General features: G+C 44.8%; 19 protein-coding genes. 3 read left to right on the top strand and 16 right to left on the bottom strand.

What is annotated here, in order from left to right; translation table 11 throughout:
* Positions 1–108: 108 nt before the first annotated feature.
* From ACZ5B7_RS26405 to ACZ5B7_RS26465, 13 genes are all read right to left on the bottom strand, one after another.
* Positions 109–2169, bottom strand: a complete 2061-nt coding sequence (locus ACZ5B7_RS26405) for a heavy metal translocating P-type ATPase (RefSeq protein ID WP_464491553.1) — start codon at positions 2167–2169, stop codon at positions 109–111.
* The gene (locus ACZ5B7_RS26410; protein ID WP_213117676.1) at positions 2162–2533 is read right to left on the bottom strand and encodes an ArsR/SmtB family transcription factor; all 372 of its coding nucleotides are present in this window, start codon (positions 2531–2533) and stop codon (positions 2162–2164) included. The genes ACZ5B7_RS26405 and ACZ5B7_RS26410 overlap by 8 nt, the downstream gene beginning before the upstream one ends.
* Positions 2534–3200: 667 nt before the next feature.
* Complete coding sequence (locus tag ACZ5B7_RS26415; RefSeq protein ID WP_464494575.1) at positions 3201–4361, bottom strand: chromate transporter; 1161 nt, start codon at positions 4359–4361, stop codon at positions 3201–3203.
* A 73-nt stretch (positions 4362–4434) separates the two neighbouring features.
* The gene (locus tag ACZ5B7_RS26420; protein WP_464491554.1) at positions 4435–4629 is read right to left on the bottom strand and encodes a hypothetical protein; all 195 of its coding nucleotides are present in this window, start codon (positions 4627–4629) and stop codon (positions 4435–4437) included.
* A 26-nt stretch (positions 4630–4655) separates the two neighbouring features.
* Positions 4656–5186: a chromate transporter gene (locus ACZ5B7_RS26425; RefSeq protein WP_464494577.1), complete on the bottom strand. Its 531-nt coding sequence runs from the start codon at positions 5184–5186 to the stop codon at positions 4656–4658.
* Positions 5186–5764 carry a chromate transporter gene (locus ACZ5B7_RS26430; protein WP_464491555.1) on the bottom strand — a complete coding sequence of 193 codons (579 nt, stop codon included), beginning with the start codon at positions 5762–5764 and terminating at the stop codon, positions 5186–5188. Before ACZ5B7_RS26430 ends, ACZ5B7_RS26425 begins: the two co-directional genes overlap by 1 nt.
* 191 nt (positions 5765–5955) lie before the next feature.
* Complete coding sequence (locus ACZ5B7_RS26435; RefSeq protein ID WP_213117673.1) at positions 5956–6405, bottom strand: Lrp/AsnC family transcriptional regulator; 450 nt, start codon at positions 6403–6405, stop codon at positions 5956–5958.
* Between the two features lie 64 nt (positions 6406–6469).
* Complete coding sequence (gene cydS, locus ACZ5B7_RS26440) at positions 6470–6571, bottom strand: cytochrome bd oxidase small subunit CydS family protein (RefSeq protein WP_464491556.1); 102 nt, start codon at positions 6569–6571, stop codon at positions 6470–6472.
* 15 nt (positions 6572–6586) lie between these two features.
* Positions 6587–7612, bottom strand: coding sequence for a cytochrome d ubiquinol oxidase subunit II (locus ACZ5B7_RS26445; RefSeq protein WP_423799646.1), 1026 nt, complete (start codon positions 7610–7612; stop codon positions 6587–6589).
* Positions 7609–8958, bottom strand: a complete 1350-nt coding sequence (locus ACZ5B7_RS26450) for a cytochrome ubiquinol oxidase subunit I (protein WP_464494578.1) — start codon at positions 8956–8958, stop codon at positions 7609–7611. Before ACZ5B7_RS26450 ends, ACZ5B7_RS26445 begins: the two co-directional genes overlap by 4 nt.
* A gap of 302 nt (positions 8959–9260) precedes the next feature.
* Complete coding sequence (locus ACZ5B7_RS26455; RefSeq protein ID WP_378583194.1) at positions 9261–9803, bottom strand: GNAT family N-acetyltransferase; 543 nt, start codon at positions 9801–9803, stop codon at positions 9261–9263.
* A 209-nt stretch (positions 9804–10012) separates the two neighbouring features.
* Positions 10013–10306, bottom strand: coding sequence for a putative ABC transporter permease (locus ACZ5B7_RS26460; RefSeq protein WP_464491557.1), 294 nt, complete (start codon positions 10304–10306; stop codon positions 10013–10015).
* A gap of 72 nt (positions 10307–10378) precedes the next feature.
* A complete protein-coding gene (locus ACZ5B7_RS26465; protein WP_464491558.1) occupies positions 10379–10960 on the bottom strand; it encodes a putative ABC transporter permease in 582 nt (193 codons plus the stop codon).
* A 322-nt stretch (positions 10961–11282) separates the two neighbouring features.
* Here ACZ5B7_RS26465 and ACZ5B7_RS26470 point away from each other — a divergent pair, with 322 nt between their 5' ends.
* The 3 genes from ACZ5B7_RS26470 (at position 11283) to ACZ5B7_RS26480 (ending at position 13819) form a co-directional block, all read left to right on the top strand.
* Entirely contained in the window at positions 11283–11888 is a 606-nt protein-coding gene (locus tag ACZ5B7_RS26470) for a TetR/AcrR family transcriptional regulator (RefSeq protein ID WP_464491559.1), read from the top strand.
* Between the two features lie 153 nt (positions 11889–12041).
* Positions 12042–12767, top strand: a complete 726-nt coding sequence (locus tag ACZ5B7_RS26475; RefSeq protein WP_464491560.1) for an ABC transporter ATP-binding protein — start codon at positions 12042–12044, stop codon at positions 12765–12767.
* A complete protein-coding gene (locus tag ACZ5B7_RS26480; protein ID WP_464491561.1) occupies positions 12764–13819 on the top strand; it encodes an ABC transporter permease in 1056 nt (351 codons plus the stop codon). Before ACZ5B7_RS26475 ends, ACZ5B7_RS26480 begins: the two co-directional genes overlap by 4 nt.
* Positions 13820–13873: 54 nt before the next feature.
* Here ACZ5B7_RS26480 and ACZ5B7_RS26485 read toward each other — a convergent pair whose 3' ends face one another.
* The 3 genes from ACZ5B7_RS26485 to ACZ5B7_RS26495 form a co-directional block, all read right to left on the bottom strand.
* Positions 13874–15067, bottom strand: a complete 1194-nt coding sequence (locus ACZ5B7_RS26485; RefSeq protein ID WP_464491562.1) for a PDZ domain-containing protein — start codon at positions 15065–15067, stop codon at positions 13874–13876.
* Positions 15068–15419: 352 nt separating this feature from the next.
* Positions 15420–16895 (bottom strand): S41 family peptidase, encoded by a 1476-nt coding sequence (locus tag ACZ5B7_RS26490; protein ID WP_464491563.1) that lies wholly within the window; start codon positions 16893–16895, stop codon positions 15420–15422.
* 239 nt (positions 16896–17134) lie between these two features.
* Complete coding sequence (locus tag ACZ5B7_RS26495) at positions 17135–18388, bottom strand: murein hydrolase activator EnvC family protein (protein WP_464491564.1); 1254 nt, start codon at positions 18386–18388, stop codon at positions 17135–17137.
* Between the last annotated feature and the right edge of the window lie 55 nt (positions 18389–18443).

The following is an 18443-nucleotide window of genomic DNA, read 5'->3' on the forward strand; positions in this document are numbered from 1 at the left end:
TTCTCTTTTTCTAAAACGAAAATATTACGATTACGGTTAGTTTTTTCTGATCTTGATTTTTCGATACATACTAGAATATATCATCGTATCCCACAGGCCCCCTCTTGTTTAATCTTTAACCCGCAAGAGACGCAATCCATTTAATGTGACAATCAAGGTCATGCCCATGTCGGCGAAGATGGCAATCCAGAGGGTCAACCAGCCGGGTACGACAAGCAGCAGAGCCAAAAACTTTACCACTATAGACAGAGTAATATTTTGTTTAATAATCCGCAATGTTTTCCGGCTAAGCTTTATCGTAAACGGCAGCTTGTTCAAATCATCATTCATTAGAGCGATGTCGGCTGTTTCCAGCGCCGTGTCCGTTCCGACTCCGCCCATCGCGATTCCAACGGTCGCAGCAGCTAGGGCTGGGGCGTCGTTGATACCATCACCAACCATCGCCACTCTTCCAAATTGCGATTTCAATTTTTTTATAAAAGCTAATTTATCCTCTGGCAAAAGTTCAGCTTCAATGCTGCTAACCCCAGCATGCTGGCCAATCGACTCGGCCGTCGCTCGGTTATCACCGGTTAGCATAACAGTCTTATTAATCCCCAGCTGATGAAGACGCTCAATGACACCGCGGCTGCGGTCGCGGACCTCGTCAGCAACGGCAATCAAAGCAAGAATACCTTTTTCCGCACCGACGATCATTACTGTCTTACCCTGGTTTTGCAAAAAGGTAATGTGGCTTTGAATCTCCGCGGGAATTTCCGTAAAAAGCTTTGCGTTTCCGACCAGATATTCCGTGCCGCCCACTAAACCCTTAATACCCTTTCCAGTAATCGAGTAGAAGTTTTCGACCACGTATTCGGTGTGTACCGCTTTTTTTATAATCGCTCCTGCGAGCGGGTGCTGGGACTTGCTCTCAAGTGCAGCGACTTTTTCAAGGAGGTTATCGTCCCCGCTAAAATTAATAAAATCGGTTACTACCGGAACCCCTCTTGTCAATGTACCTGTTTTATCAAAGGCAATTGCCCTTAAGGCACCTGTCTCTTCTAAAAAGCTGCCACCTTTGATAAGGACCCCGTTTCGGGCGGCATTTCCGATGGCCGTTACGATTGCAACTGGAGTAGAAATCACCAGCGCACACGGGCAGCCGACTACCAGTACGGCGAGCCCTTGGTAAATCCACTCCTGCCAGCTGGCTCCGAATATTAGCGGCGGCATCACCGCAACCAGTGCTGCAACCGCCATAATGACCGGCGTGTAGTATTTCGCAAAACGGTCGACAAATGCTTGAGACGGCGCCTTTTCCGCCTGCGCTTCCTCCACTAAATGAATAATTTTTGCTATGGTCGTGTCCTCGCTCAGTTTGGTGACCTTTATTTTTAAAAAGCCTTCTTCATTAAGCGTTCCTGCGAACACTTCGTCATTGACGGACTTTTCAACTGGGACCGACTCTCCTGTAATAGCTGCTTGATTTACGGAGGACGCCCCTTCAACAATTACTCCATCCATGGCAATCCTTTGCCCGGGCTTGACGAGCATGATGTCGCCGATTTCAATGTCCTCGGCTTTTAACGTCAATTCCCGGCCGTTTCGGACAACCACAGCTTCTGCCGGCGCTATCTCCATCAGCGAACGAATCGAAGCCCGCGCTTTATCCATAGAGTATCCCTCGAGCACCTCGCTGATGGCAAACAGAATGACGACGACAGCCCCTTCACTCCATTCGCCGATGATGGCAGCCCCGATAATCGCAATCGTCATCAGCGTTTTCATATCAAACTCGAGGCGGGTTAGGTTTTTCAAGCCTGTTTTAAAAAGAGGGAACCCTCCCAGTAGAATGGCTGCGGCAAACAAAAGGTTAGTTGTAAAAAGGTACCCGGCAATCAGGAACAATAAGGACAGGCCCAGCAGCGAATACCGCTTCCAAAACGGTTCCTTTGGTGCAGGTGCCCGCTTTTCTTTTTCCGGGTAGATGGTTAATTTTTCAAACTCGCCAGCTTCATGTAGTTCTTCCAAACTGGCATTTCCATAGACAGTGAGCTTCGCAGCTCCGAAATTGACCTGTGCATCAACAACACCCTCCAGGTGTTTCACGTTCTTTTCGAACTTGGCGGCACAGCTCGTTCAGGAAAAACCCTGAACGCGGTAAACTTGTTTTTCAAGCGCTTCACCCACGGTCCATCACCTCTACCTGGTGCTCAAAGGCAATATGAATTAATTGTTTTACATGATCATCATCAAGGGAATAATAAACTAACTTGCCCTCTTTGCGGTATTTGGCGAGGCCAAGGCTTTTTAAATGACGCAAATGGTGCGATGCCGTTGCCGTCGTCGCTCCGACGATATGGGCGACATCACAAACACAAAGCTCGTCTTCGAGCGTAAGCGCATAGGCAATTTTCATCCGTGTTTCATCCGACAATGCCTTAAAAAGCTTGGTGACTTCTAGGATATGCGAGCTGTTCTCAAGCTGCTGCTGAACTCGTGCCGTTTTTTCACTATCCACACAATTAATCTCGCAAACATCGCGTTCCTTCATAGTAACACCTTCTTCATTCAAATATTCGTTTGAATATATCATATTCAAATACAGGTTTGAATGTCAAACATTTTTATTCAAATGGTAATTTGAATGTTAGTTTTCTGCTTTTTGAAGCTTTTTCATTATGTTTCTAAATAAAAAGCGTTGAGTCTTCGAGTTTTATTTGCAGATTTAAAGGAATTATTTGTGAATACCGGCCTTTTATTTGCGGAATCCCCTGTTTTTATTTGCGATTCTAAAAAAGAAGTGACGACCCCCATTTTTTATTTGTGGATTTAATAAATTTATTTGCGGTCCCGCCCCCTTTATTTGCGAAATCCTCTCTTTTATTTGCGATTCTAAAAAGGAAGTGACGACCCCCATTTTTTATTTGCGAATTTAATAAATTTATTTGCGGTCCCCCCCCCTTTTATTTGCGAAATCCTCTGTTTTATTTGCGATTCTAAATAAGATGGATTGACCCCTATTTTTTATTTGTAGATTTAATAAATTTATTTGCGGTCCTGCCCCCTTTATTTGCGAAATCCCCTGTTTTATTTGCGATTCCCATCCTAGATGAAGATGCTTCTCCCTCGCTATTTTCTGAAATATGCAAAGTAAAGAATTTTTTGGAAAAGAGCCTTAAAAAATAATAAAAAAGCCGCTCTGCCCGCAGAACGACTTCTTATATGATAGAACCGACTACTATTCCCGCCACCACCACAATCCAAGGCGGTAGTTTCCAATAAGCCAACATCGAAAATAACACGGCAGCAAAGGCAAAATCCTGAGGGGCATGAATCGAACTTGTCCAGATCGGAGTATAAAAGGCGGCAATCAGTATTCCGACGACTGCGGCATTAACTCCAGTTAACGCTCCTTTGATACGCGGGCTCCGCCTTAGGCTGTTCCAAAACGGCAGCGTTCCGAAAACGAGCAGAAAAGCCGGCAAGAAAATCGCTATTGTTGCAACGACTCCTCCCTTCCATCCATTGATAACCGCACCAATATAAGCTGCAAAGGTGAACAGTGGGCCCGGTACCGCTTGTGCTGCTCCGTAACCTGCCAGAAATTCCTCTTTTGACAGCCACTCGGTCGGAACGAATTCGCGTTCCAGCAATGGCAGAACGACATGACCGCCGCCAAATACAAGCGCCCCTGAACGATAAAAGCTGTCGAACAAAGCAAGCCCACTGGAAGAGACTACTCCCCTTAGCAGCGGAAGAACAATCAACAAGCCGAAAAAAATAGCTAGACAGATCATCGCAAAACTCCGTGATATAGGAAACTGGGCATTCGCTGCTTCCAGGTCATTTTCATGATTTTTAAAAATCAACAGCCCTACTACCGCAGATAGCAATATAATAGCTATCTGCGAATAAGCAGTTTGCCACAGTAATACTGTTACAATTGCCGCAAGCGCGATGGCCTTTGTCGGTTTATTCGGCGTCAGTTTTTGTGCCATTCCTAGTATGGCTTGGGCAACGACTGCAACAGCCACAATTTTTAACCCATGGATCCAGCCGGCATCATTTATTTCCATTCCTTTTAGAAAAAGAGCCAAAAGAATTAGGGCAACAGCCGATGGAGCGGTAAATCCGATGAAAGCCAAGATTCCACCTAATACGCCGCCTCGCATGACGCCAACACCAATCCCCACCTGGCTGCTGGCGGGACCGGGCAGAAATTGGCACAATGCTACCAGATCTGCATAACTCTTTTCATCAAGCCATTTCCGGCGCCGGACATATTCTTCATGAAAATACCCCAAATGCGCGATTGGACCACCGAATGAAGTTAATCCCAACCTTGTTGAAACAAGTAAAATTTCGATTAATGTCTTGATCACGTTATTTCTCCTATTTTTTATTAAACTTAAATTTCTGCAAGCTAGTCTTAGATACCTTTATTTTAGCAAATTAATGACCTTTTCCGATGAAATTATTGCTCTTAAAAGATGTTTGGCGGATTACTTTCGGATTTCCGCGGATACTTTCAAGAGTTCGGCGGATTTTCACCCAAATTTGGCGGATTCTATCCTGAGTTCGGCGGATAACCTGCGAAGTTTGGCGGATAACCGCAACACCAATCACTAAAACAAAAAAAGAGCCCAAAAAGGACTCTCCTTAAATAGGTATATTCAACTCAAAAACACCGCTCCATAACCAAGTGCCCCCATAATCACAAATGCGGGGTGGATTTTTAATTTTTCCATCAGTACATAGCTGGCAATGACCAGAAACAAGGTTTGCCAAATGCCGATATTAAAATAAGAGCCTGAAAAGAAGTTATAAGCCATGACCCCAAGCATAACGGCGATTGCTGGCCTTACGTATAGAGTCATTTTCTTCACTTTCGGGGAATCTTTAAATTTATACAACAAACCTAGCAGCGAAATCATCAGGATCAGTGATGGTGCAACTGTGGCGAACACGGCAACGATTGCTCCAAGAATACCGCCTTGCTGGTAGCCGATGTACCCCGCCATCTTTGTCGCAATTGGGCCGGGCAGCGAGTTTCCGAGCGCCAGCACTTCGCTGAATTCCTGCACCGTCAGCCAGCCGTAATGGTCCACCACTTCGTTTTCAATCAGCGGAATGGATGAAGGGCCGCCGCCATAGCCAAGAATGCCCGGGATAAAGAACGCCAAAAAGATTTTCCACTGAAGCATCATATCGTTTTCCTCTCTTTTTCAACAGCTTCGGTTTCCGCCTTTTTCTCGCGGCCAAATAACGCACAAGCCAGCAGGCCGGCAATAAGGACTCCCGGGTGAATCCCGAGAATTTCCATAATAACAAAACTCACTGCTACCATTGCCAAATTCCCTTTCCAGCCCATCCCCTTCTGGCCGTTTTGGAAAAATTGCCAGGTCAGGACAGCGAGCATAACACCCACAACCGGAACGACCGCTTTCGTCATTCCCTGTACCCACGGCTGGTCTTTAAAGGCAGACAACGACGTCAGCAAGATAATCATTAAGGCGATGGTCGGAAGAATCGAGGAAAGGATCGCTGTGAAAAGCCCAAGGATTCCTGCCACTCGATAACCGATATATCCTGCCATTTTCGTGTTGATCGGACCGGGAAGGGCGTTCGCAAGGGCCAAAGTGTCACCAAACTCTTCATCATTCATCCATTTAAAAGTTCCCACGACTTCTTTATGGACAAGCGGAATCGCAGAGGGGCCGCCGCCAAACCCAAGCATTCCTGACCTAAAAAAAGCCACAAACAAATCTAGATATTGTTTCATTCTCATCAATTCCTTTTCACTCGAAACTACATGTTAAAAGATATATGCCATATCATTTCGTTTGTTAACCAAAAAGATGAATATTATTAACAATTGTAATAATTTAGATTTTTCATCATTTTAACGCACATTTATAATACTGTCTATTATTTTCCCCAAAAAAATAATCCATGAAGGATGACCTCCAAGGATTATAGCTTTAATCCGGTACGGCTTTTGAAGCGGCGCAGCATAATCTGGCTTTCGACCCGGGTGATGCCTTCCACCGCGTAAAGCTCTTGGTTGATAAATTTTTCAAGCGAAGCAAAATCCTCAACGAGAACGTGCATATGCAGCGTACTCGGGCCTGTCATCTGATAGCAGCTTGCCACATTCGGGTTGTTGGCGAGGTTTTCCGCCACCGAAACGAGATACGCCGGCTCGCAGTCAACCTCAAAAAAAGCAGATACTTTTTTCCCGACCGCTTCAGAATTAATAACCACGCTGAATTTTTCAATAATGCCAGACTCTTCCATGCGATTAACCCGTTCGCGGACCGCCACCCGCGACAAATTCAGTTCCTTGCCAATATCAGCATAGGACGCTCGGCCGTTCTCAGCCAGGATGGCAAGAATTTTTCGATCCACTTCATCTATTTTCATCTAATCTCATTCCCTATAAATGGATGTTTTTGTTCATTTTATCATAATTCACAGGCAATGAAATTTATTTTTTAACCGCGTCATCTTTACCGGCAGCCCAGAACGCGGCAGCCACAGAAAGAAATATTACAATAAACGGCGCGTAAAACATTAAGAATTTTTCCAAATAGAAGCCCCCCCACTATACATGATCATTGCGGTTCCCTTGCACATAATCCTTGTTGAACAAAAACAGCTTGAGCAGCAGGTAAAGGGATGGAATAAGCAAACAGAGCCCGGCAATAAAGGCTGTCACCAACGCAGTGGCCATTGCTTTATTTGTAAAGCCGTCATAAATCGTAAGGTACGGGTACAACAGGTAAGGATAGTGCGATATTCCGTATGCGAGGAAGGCGGCCGTAAACTGCCCAGCCAATAGCACAAAGGCGAAACCGTAGGCAATCCTTCTCCAAAGCAAATACACGGTCCCAGCAAAAAACAAAACTGATAACCCGAACAGCCACCATAAATTAAGGAGACGCTCATAGTGTTCGGGATTATGCGTCCTCATCTCCACAATGATACCGGATGCGGTAATAATCGCCGGTCCCGCCCAAGCAAGGGCATATTTTCGAAGCAGATTTGCTGCATTATAATCCTTCGCCTTTTGAGCATACCAGGTCAAAAAGACGGCAGATATATATAAAACCGACGTCAAACTTAACACGACAATGCTCCACGATAATGGGCTGGTAAATAACACCCAGTAGTCGAGCTCTGGTCCGCCGTTTCTTATTGTGACAAAACCGCCCTCGGAAATAACCAGCACGATGGACAAGGAAGCAGGAATAAATAATCCAGTCAATCCGTACAGGATGGTGTATCGTCTGTACTTCAGGCCTCCATAGATTGTAAAAGCATAATAGGCGCCACGTATCGCCAGGAGTATCGTCGCAATGCTCGCCGGAACAAGCAGCGTCGACCCGTAGTAATAAGCTGTTTTTGGAAAAAAGCCGACCATCCCAACAAAGAAAAACACTAAAAACACATTGGTCACTTCCCATACAGGAGAAAGGTAACGTTGAATTACTCTGGTTAAAATGTGTTCTTTTCCCGTGACGACACTAAAGGCATTGAAGAACCCGGCGCCAAAATCAATGGAGGCAACGATGATATAGCCAAACAAAAATACGCCTAGAACCGTTATTCCAAGTATTTCGAGCGTCATTTTAGGTCACCTGCCTTTTCTGCGTCACGGTCCGCCAGTTCCTGTTCAACTGGATTTTTGCGGAACATCCGAATCAAGACTAATATGCTGCCAATCCCAAGGATCAGATAAAGCAGCGAAAACAGCATTAACATTGTGTCGACCTGACCGCTGCCCGTGGCTGCCTCACTTGTTCGCATGATTCCGAGAAGAATCCAGGGTTGCCGGCCTACTTCGGTCATCCACCAGCCTGCTTCAATAGCAATTACCGCCAATGGTCCGCTAAGCACCAGAAGCCAGCCAAACCATTTTTTAAAAATAAGCGGCCATTTCCGATGTACGCCAAGGACATAAACAAAGGCAAGGAACGTCAAGCCCATTCCTAGCGTGACCATTAGGTCGAATAAATAATGAATATAGAGAGGAGGTTCTTCATTATCAGGGAAACGGTCGAGCCCGATTACTTCTGCTTTTGGATTGCTGTGTGCCAAAATACTAAGACCAAATGGAATTTTTAAAGCATATTTCACTTCCCCATTATCAAGAACACCGTACAGATAAAGCGGTGCGCCTTTTTCTGTTTCAAAATGCCACTCCGCCGCCGCTAATTTTTCCGGCTGGTATTCAGCCAAGTATTTTCCGGAAAAATCGCCGATTACTGCGGTGGCCACGGAAAAGATCAAGCCTAGCTTCATCGTTAAGAAAAGAGCCTTTTTGTGATACACATGCTTGGAGCCCTTTATGAGAAGGCGGTAAGCCCCGATTGAGGCCAGGACAAACGCGGAGGTCATATAGGCCGTCGACAAGACATGGGCCACCTTTGTCGGCATTGCCGGATTGAACATCGCAACCAGAGGGCTAACATTCACCAGCTGCCCTTTTACAATGTCAAAGCCTTGCGGCGCGTTCATAAAGGCGTTGACGATGGTAATAAATATGGCTGAAAAGGAGGCACCCAATGCTACAGGAATTAATAGAAGAAGGTGCTTCTTCTGATTTTTGAAGCGGTCCCAGGTGTAAATGTAGATTCCCAGAAAAATGGCTTCAAAGAAAAAGGCGAACGTTTCCATGAACAGCGGCAGGGCTATGACATTTCCGGCCAACTCCATGAAATTCGGCCAGAGAAGCGACAGCTGCAGACCAATCGCTGTTCCGGTCACGACACCCACCGCCACCGTGATAACAAAGCCCCTTGTCCACCTTCTTGCTAATAAAATGTAGTGTTCATCCTGTTTCTTGATTCCCACCCATTTGGCAATCATAATCATCAGTGGTACCCCGACGCCAATCGTTGCGTATATGATATGGAAGGATAGAGTCAGCTCGGTTAGAACCCGGCTGAAAAAAACCGCTTCTTGGTTAACCATTTTCCTCACTGGACCACCTTTCTAAGAAAATGTTATGTATGTTTCATCCTTTGGTGGTATGGAATTTTTTCGAAACGTCCTTATGTTCTCCATTCCATCCGGTTTTCATTATCCTGAAAAAATCCGTCCGATGATGGATAGTGCCATAATGGCTGCTACCGTAAAGGCGAGCCAAACTAGCATCCGTTCCTGTTTTTTATAAATAGGAATCACTCTCCCATTGTCCAATAATTATTGTTAATTTACTCCAAAATGGTTTTTTATATAAAAACAGAAGAAGAGAAGCGTCTGATTCTTCTCTTCTACTCTATTTCATTTAAAATCGACATCTGAAGATGGTCTTCCCAATTCCCATTAATCTTAATATTTTTCCGCGCAATGCCTTCCTTTTCAAAACCTGCTTTTTCAAGAACGCGGATGGAGCCAATATTGGAAGGCATGACGCCTGCGGCAATCCGATGGAGTCCGAGTTCCTTGAAAGCATAATTTACTACCAGCTTCACTGCTTCCGTCATATATCCTTTACCGTTGTATTGACGGTCAAGGCTGTAACCGACATAACAGCTTTGAAATGAATCTTTAACGATATCGAATAATTCGATATCGCCAATTAACTCATTCGTTTTTTTTAAGAAGATCCCAAACGAATACTGCGTTTCTAGTTCCCGGCACTGGATGACAAACCGTATCGACCTCAATTGGTGCTCAAAGGAGTAAAAGTGCTCACTTCGCTTAGGTGAAGTTTCTTGAAAAAACTCGCGGTTTTTAATCGTAAGCTGCGTCATCGCTTTCGCATCCTTTTCCTCCAAAAAGCGAAGATAAATCTCCTTTCCTTCCAGTCTCATAATTTTTCCACTCTCCGATCCCGCTTCTATTTCTTAACATATGCACCAGCCATCATAAAAATCTATATAAACAAAATTATACACTCATGAAAAAAACTCCTTCTTCCTGCGAAAAAAGGAGCATTTGCACGATGCAAGTGTGACTTATGAAGTCCGGCTACCGACTGGAGTTATTCAATACTGTTAAGGATGTCAGGGAACGGTACCCGCTATTCCACAGTGTCAAGATTGCTAATAGTTTCAGGCCCCCGTATGTACTTCCGTACTGTCAGTGCTAAATCAGCAATGAAGTATAACATGAGGGCAGGCCATGTCCAGTTCCATAGCGTTTCTGAAGACTCATACATTTTGATAACAGCAGGATGAATCCATTTTAGACACACGAGCGAGAGCACGCCCCAGCAAAGGGAAAATGGTAGACAAATATGACCGTGCAGCTGCATGGGCGTGCCGGAATAATCCCACCACTGCTGTCTGAAAAATTTCTGCAGCGCACGATGCAAGTGTGACTTATGAAGTCCGGCTACCGACTGGAGTTATTCAATACTGTTAAGGATGTCAGGGAACGGTACCCGCTATTCCACAGTGTCAAGATTGCTAATAGTTTCAGGCCCCCGTATGTACTTCCGTACTGTCAGTGCTAAATCAGCAATGAAGTATAACATGAGGGCAGGCCATGTCCAGTTCCATAGCGTTTCTGAAGACTCATACATTTTGATAACAGCAGGATGAATCCATTTTAGACACACGAGCGAGAGCACGCCCCAGCAAAGGGAAAATGGTAGACAAATATGACCGTGCAGCTGCATGGGCGTGCCGGAATAATCCCACCACTGCTGTCTGAAAAATTTCTGCAGCAGGGTACCGCTTATATATTCCACCACGGTGGGAATCGTGAAACATAGCAGCAGCACGAGCACCCAATGGGATTCCGGTTTAGTTAGCAAAACTAGCAGTACAGGCGTAAAGCCATACATCGGTTTAAACGGCCCGTACAAAAAATTGGCTTTAATAAAAGTCCCTTTTGTAAAGAAGTTATAGCTGTTTTCAAGCACCCAGCCGAAAAAGGAGTAGATCGTAAAATAAAAAACGATGGAGGCAGCTTCTTCAAAAAGGACATTTTGCGCATTGATACCATTTAATATGCTAATTAGCATCGCAATCACCTCTTTAAATTAGAAAATCCATCGTTTAGGGTTAGCAGAATCCCGCCTAAATATTCGGAAATTCAATTTTATTCCCTGTTTTTTGGAAATACTTTCATCATTTTGTCGATTACTTTCCAGAAAAGAAGTTTTACTTTCCCAAACTGCATGTTTACTTTCCTGGTTTGACAAATTACTTTCCAATTTTGATACTTTACTTTCTAACACAAAAATCTTTTAACCATTTTTCAATTAATCAACATTGTGTTGATTAATATCCACACCATTATATATATTTAATTTAGATAATAAATATTTTTTGGAGGCACTTAAAATGGCTAACCAAACACATGATAAACGAGCTGCCCGAACGAAAATGCTAATTCGTGGTGCCTTGACAGAGTTAATGGAGGAAAAAGGGTTCGAAGGCGTCACAGTCAGGGATTTAACTGAAAAGGCACAAATCAACCGCGGTACTTTTTACCTGCATTACCGGGATAAATACGACTTGCTGGAGCAAAGTGAAGAAGAAATTCTAAAAGAAATAGAAGATAACGCAAGCGGAATCAATCCAAAAGATGCACTTCACTCTACGAGCCAGGATGAGCCATTTCCTGTCATTCTGAAGTTATTTGAATATTTTCAGGAGAATGCCCAATTTATGAGGGTAGTTTTGGGTCCAAAAGGGGATGCCTCTTTTCAAGTTAAACTGAAGGAATTAATCAAACAGCAATTTTTTCAAAATATCGCTTCAAAACTTAATTCGGAAGATATGCTTGTTCCTGCGGAATACTTCATCGCCTTTGTCAGTTCCGCCCAACTAGGGCTGATTCAGCACTGGCTGGAAACGGGGATGAAAAAGCCCCCGGAGGAAATGGCCTTAATTGCCGCTAAAATGATTTTATTAGGTCCAGGGCATGTGGCCGGAATCAAAAACTGACTCACTCCACGGGGCAAGCCCGCGTGGTTTTACGGGCTATTTCTATAACAATCAACACTTTGCCTCATATTGTTCATTGTAATTGCCCTGTCGGCATTTTAATATGGATATATAGAAACTCAACAATGTGTTGATTAAGGGGGGATCATTAAGATGAATCCAGCCATAAAAGTTGAAAACGTCAGTAAAAGCTTTAGCAAAAAAGCAGTTCTCCAGAATGTAGACCTTTCAATTGAAAAAGGGCAATTATACGGACTCATCGGGCCATCGGGAGCAGGGAAAACCACACTTGTCAAAATGATTGTCGGGATGGAAAAAGCCGATAACGGTGAAATCCAGGTTTTGAACACAAAAATGCCGAATCTCGACATCCTCCAGGAAATTGGCTACATGGCCCAATCTGATGCCCTATATGCCGAGCTTACTGGAGAAGAGAATTTGAAATTTTTCGCATCGCTCTACAAATTAAAAAAAGATGAACAGAAAAATCGGATTGCTTACGCTTCCGGGTTGGTCAACTTGACGGACGACCTAAAAAAACGGGTGTCCGCTTATTCCGGGGGAATGAAGCGGCGATTGTCGCTCGCGATTGCCTTGATTCAGGATCCGAAAATTTTAATCCTCGACGAGCCGACTGTTGGGATTGACCCAGAGTTAAAACTATCAATCTGGAATGAGCTGCTGCGGTTGAAAAACGCTGAGGGAAAAACCATTATCGTGACCACCCATGTGATGGATGAAGCGGAAAGATGCGATTATGTTGCGATGGTTCGCGATGGTCGAATTTTAACAAGTGGCACGCCGGCAGAATTAAAGGAGAAATACCAAGTAGAACGGTTTGATGAAGTATTTTTAAAAGCGGGGGTGAAGCAGTCATGAGGATTACAGCCCTGATTAAAAGAATTGCCCAGCAGCTGCTCCGTGATAAACGGACGCTGGGGTTAATGTTTGTCGCCCCGTTACTAATACTGACCCTAATGTTCTTTTTATTTAACGGCAATACGGTTGATCCGAAATTAGGTGTGGTCAACATTGATGAGAGTCTTGTTACAGTCCTCAAAAAGGCGGACATTACCGTAAAGGAATATGATAAAGCCGCCAAAAACACCATTACGGACGATAACCTTGACGGTCTGCTCGAACAGGAAAATGGAAAAATGAAATTAACACTGCAGAACGATGACCCATCCAAGGCAAAGGCCTTGCAAATGAAGGTCAACCAAGCAGCCGCATCGCTTGTTCAGGCAAAACTCATTCAGCAGAACCCGGCATTGGCGGGTATAGTGGGACAAAAGATGGAAACTAAATATGTCTATGGAGATACGGACACAGTCTTTTTTGATGTCCTGAGTCCGATTCTGGTTGGCTTCTTTGTATTCTTTTTTGTTTTTATTATTTCCGGGATCGGCTTGCTGCGCGAACGTACAACAGGAACGCTGGAGCGGCTGATGTCGACACCGATCCGCCGTGCAGAAATAGTTACGGCCTACCTGGTTGGCTATGGGATTTTTGCCGTCATTCAAACCATTATTGTTGTCCTATACTCTATAAATGTTCTCGATATCGTCCTGGTCGGTTCCATCTTTCATGTGATTTTGATTAATTTACTGTTAGCGCTGGTGGCACTTTCCTTAGGGATTTTATTATCATCCTTTGCCTCTTCTGAGTTTCAAATGATGCAATTTATCCCGATCGCCGTCGTCCCACAAGTGTTTTTTGCCGGAATTTTCCCGCTTGAGGGAATGGCCAATTGGCTGCAGGCCATCGCCAAAGTCATGCCAATGTATTATGCCGGCGATGCCTTGAAAAGTGTTATGTATAAAGGCGCCGGACTCGGTGATATTTCGGGAGACCTCACAGCACTTGTCATCTTTGCCGCCATCTTTATCGTGCTAAATATCTTTGCGTTGAAAAAGTACCGTACCTTGTAGAAAAAGGAAAGCCGAGGGATTCAGTTTCCCTCGGCTTTCTCCATTTTTATAGCATTACCCTGTCTTTTTCCCATATTTCCGTTGTTCCTGTACAAAAAGGATTCCGAGTTCATGGTGTTCACCCTCGAAAAGGGCGCGCTGGACGAAGCGGATCTCGCCGTTTGTATCGAGAACGTCAAGCTTGCAATGGGCACGATTCTTTTGGAGCGCCTCATAAAATGTTGACTCATCACGAATTTGCATTCCGTTCACTTTCGCAATGGTTTCCCCGACCTTGAGACCCATTTTATCTGCCGGCGATTGCGGAATGATGCCAATGATCATCAAGCCGTTATTTTTTTTCGAAAAATAAACTGGTTTGTTGTCATCCTTTAAGTAAGCGAATAATGATATAGCTTCCCGGCCGATGACGGCAAGTCCGACCGTCACAATCGAGCTGAGCGGATACCAATAGCCCGCGACTGAAAGCAAGGTAATCAACACACCAAGCGTAATGACTTGACGGCCATGCTTTTTAACGGCTTCGCTTGGAAGCATCCCTTTGATTTGCTGATGAAAGCTGATGGCGAAGGGTACTAGAATAAGAGAATAGTCTGTAACACCCAAATGGAATACCGGCCACCAATCGAATGGCAGTTTTAACGCATTTCCTGGTACCAGCATAAGCATGGGAAGCATCCAGAGGCGCTTCACCTCATGGGCACCAATGCTTTGGCCGCGTTTGCTCTTAACCAGCTTTGGTGAAGTCCCCTTGGTACCATTTTTTAAAATAAGGATCCCTTCAGCGATTATGAGGAAACCCAAAATGACCACGATGGATGGATAAATCCTGTCACTAATCTGGTTAAAGGCTTTTGAAAAAAACGGAATCGACCAATTGTTTTGTGCAAACAGGATAACCGCAAAGAATGCAGCCCCGACCGTGTAAGCCGGTGACATCCAGCGGACATTGGTGGTCAATGACCACAAAAGGGTCGTCCCCGCGATTAGCAGGATTGCCGCAAAGGGCACAGTGATTCCCACGGCGACTACAATGACCGACAGAATAAGACCGATGATAAGCCCGAGAGGAAACAGCTGCCGCAGCTCAAAATAGGCATCCTCCGCCCGAACATGGAAATTTTTCCGTTCACGTTTTACCCTCATCACACCCAAGATTCCTGCAAGGAAAACGAGATAGTATAAAACAGGATGAAGAAATAACTTGCCTGTCCCTTTGAGAAGTTCCACAAGCCATATTTGTACCAAATCCTGTCACCTGCCTCTATCAAAGTTTCTAGTAATGGAATTTAAAAGTCTCTAAGTTTTATTTTACCAAATTAAAACCATAAAACATATTGCTAGATTATAGAAACTTTTAAAATAGTTATTTTGGAGCGGTCAGGTTTTTTGTCTGATTGCGGTTATCCGCCGAATCTGACTGGATATCAGCCAATCTTGTGAAGTTATTATCCGCCGAATCTGACCATATATCCGCCAACCTGATAGAGCTATCCGCCAAAATACGAATGTTATCCGCCAAACACCAGATTCAGGAGCACAAAAAAGCAGCAGCCCCCGATCAAGATCAAGGGCCGCTGCTCTGCTCTAAAAAGATACCCTATTTCGCCGCCAGTCTCAACGCCGCTTGCAGCTGCAGGTCGTTTTTCTCTTTTTTCATTTCTTTCATCGCGGCTTCCTCTAGTTTGGAGGCCGTTTTCGCATCAATTTTCCCAGTTGCAGGAAGGTCGTGATTTTGCTGGAAGCCTTTCACGGCTGCTGCAGTTTCCTCACTGAAATAACCATCAGTCCGCCCTGGAGCAAGCCCCAATCCGTCAAGAATTTCCTGAGCGTTCTTCACCTGTTCATTGTTCATGTCCTTAACAAGCGGCTTTTCAATCTGAAGCGGATGAGTAGAGAAGATAACCGGCTGCTTAACGGCCACATCTGGCTTGATTCCCTTCTTATGAATCCAATTTCCATCCGGAGTCAGCCATTTATATAATGTCAGCTTGATGTTGCTGCCGTCCTCCATCGGCATCGCCTGCTGAACAGTTCCCTTGCCGAATGTTTTCTCGCCGACAATCGGGTAGCCGGCCGCTTCCTTTAACGCTCCAGCTAAAATTTCCGAGGCTGAAGCACTGCCTTTGTTTGTAAGAACGACTACCGGATACGGCTTTTTCTCGGTTATCGATGAAAAAAAGCGCCTCTTATCGCCGTTTCTCTCCTGAATTTGAACGTACGGCTTATCGTTTGGAATAAACTCTTTTAAAATCTCGTCAACACTCTCGAGGAGTCCGCCTGGGTTGCCGCGCACATCTAGCACGAGTCCTTTAATTTTGTCATCTTCTAACTCTTTTAAGCTCTTTTTAAAATCTTCATCTGTTTGATCGGAAAAAGAAGTAATCTCGATGTAGCCGACTTTTTTGCCGTCCTGCTTTTTGACGGAAGAATGGACAGTCTCAAGCGGAATTTCATCGCGCTTTACTTTTACTGTCAATGGTTCCTTGAGGCCTTTTCTGCCAATCTCCAAAGTGACGGTTGTCCCCTTTTTGCCGCGAATTTTGAGCGTCGCTTTATTCAGGTCGAGTCCTTCAACAGAGTCCCCGTCCACCTTTAAAATTTGATCATTCGGCTTGATTCCTGCTTTTTCAGCAGGTGAATTTTTAAAAGGCGAGACAATGACAATTTTGCCGTCGACCATTCCCACTTCGGCACCAATTCCTTCGAAGGAGGATTCCAAGGTTTGTGTAAATTGCTTGGCTGTATCCTTATCCATATAAACAGAATATGGATCCTTTAATACCGAAAGCATCCCTTGGATGGCGCCCTCGACCAGCTTATCTTGGTCTACTTTTTCGACATAGTTGTCTAGGATTAGTTCATAAGCCTTCTCCACCTTTTTCAAATCCTTGGCTTCCGTTTCGGATGCCGCCGTCTGGACATCGGCAGCTTTAGGCTTGTTTTGCGGGATCAATGCCTGTTCTAGCTGGGAGGATGCATCCTTTTTCTCTAAAAACTGCATACTCGCATATGTGCCACCTGCCCCTGTTATCAGCGACCCTGCCATCATCAAGGCTATCCATTTTCGATTCATTCAAAGGTCCTCCTCATATAGTACGCCTAATAATCTATTTTCTAAAAAGGCTCCGAATTCCTGCCCGATTATTAAGATATATGTAAGGAATGGACGAGTTATGAGTGGCAGAGAGGATAAATGAAAACTCGCCGTTTGGCGAGTCCGTTAGGATGGTTCACGAGGCAAAGTTGAATTTATACGTCCCATTAGGAAAAAAACAGGCGGAGCCTCTGCCCCGCCTGTTTAAGTTATTATGTTTACAACGGCACAATTCCCACCGGATTGATGGCCGCGTGATATTGCCATTTGCCTCTGTATAGCTCGAAGTGCAAGTGCTGGCCGTGGGAGTCGCCGGTATTACCCATAAGTCCGATTTGCTGGCCCTTCGTCACGGTAGTGCCTTCGCCAACCATTCTCGTGCTCATATGCGCATAAACGGTTGTATAATACTGACCATTGATATTATGCAAAATGTAAACGACGTTACCATAACTGCTTGAGAAATGGGATACATACACTTCCCCATCGGCAGCGGCTACAATCGGCACAGAGCCCGCCTTGGCAATGTCGACGCCGTAGTGGAAGCTGCCGCCCCTTCCGCCGAATCCCGAAGTAATGACACCCGCAGCCGGCCTTGTAAAGCTGCCTCCTGAAACTGGTGGTGCTGCAGTAGTACTACTGCCATTGCCGGACGTCTTAGCCGCTGCCGCAGCTGCTGCTGCAGCGGCGGCGGCAGCTTCCTGGGATTTAATGGATCTTTGAATTGCAGCCTCCTGAGCAGCAAGAATTTGCTCCTGCTCCTGCATGTCCACTACATATTCCTGTGCTTCTGCTTTTTCGTCAGCTATTGCAGCCAATAAATTATCTTTTTCAGCACGTTGTGCGCTTAATTGCTCGTTCATCTTTTTCAAATCAGCGACCATCGTTTCTAAACTAGCAAGATCAGATTCTACTTTTTTCTGCTTTTCTTCCACTTCAGCTTTGTCAGCCTCGTGTTGCTTTAAAATATCCTGGTCTGCCTGCATGAATGTGGCTACCGCGCTTGCCCGGTCGATAAAGTCACTAAAACTCTGCGACCCCAGCAAAACATCCAGATAATTTATGACAGTTCCATTTGCCTGATAACTGCGGACCCGGTCCTTCAAAAGGACATTACGTTTTTCAATCCGTTCCTGCAAGGCCTTTATATCTTCCTGAAACTTGGCGACTTCAGCCTTTGTTTCGTCAATCTTTGCATTTTTTTGATTGATTTTACTCGTTGTGTCGTTCATAGCAGCTTCAAGACGGCTAATTTCATTGTGAACATTGTTTTCTTGATTTTGCAGATCATTAATTTTTGCATTCGCATCGTTAATTCCTGATTTAAGTTCGGACCGCTGGCTGTGGATCTTATTCTGCTCACCCTTCAGACTGGAAATAGAGGCTGCTTCTGTTGTCAGCGGCAAGCCTCCAAGGACAGTCCCAAGTCCGACGGTGGCAGCAGCGGTCAGCGTAATTATCGTCTTCTTCATTCCGATTTCTCCCTCGTTTCTCTCGCTCATCGGTTAATCGTCCCTATTTTTCAAA

Source organism: Neobacillus sp. S1115 (assembly GCF_055385565.1).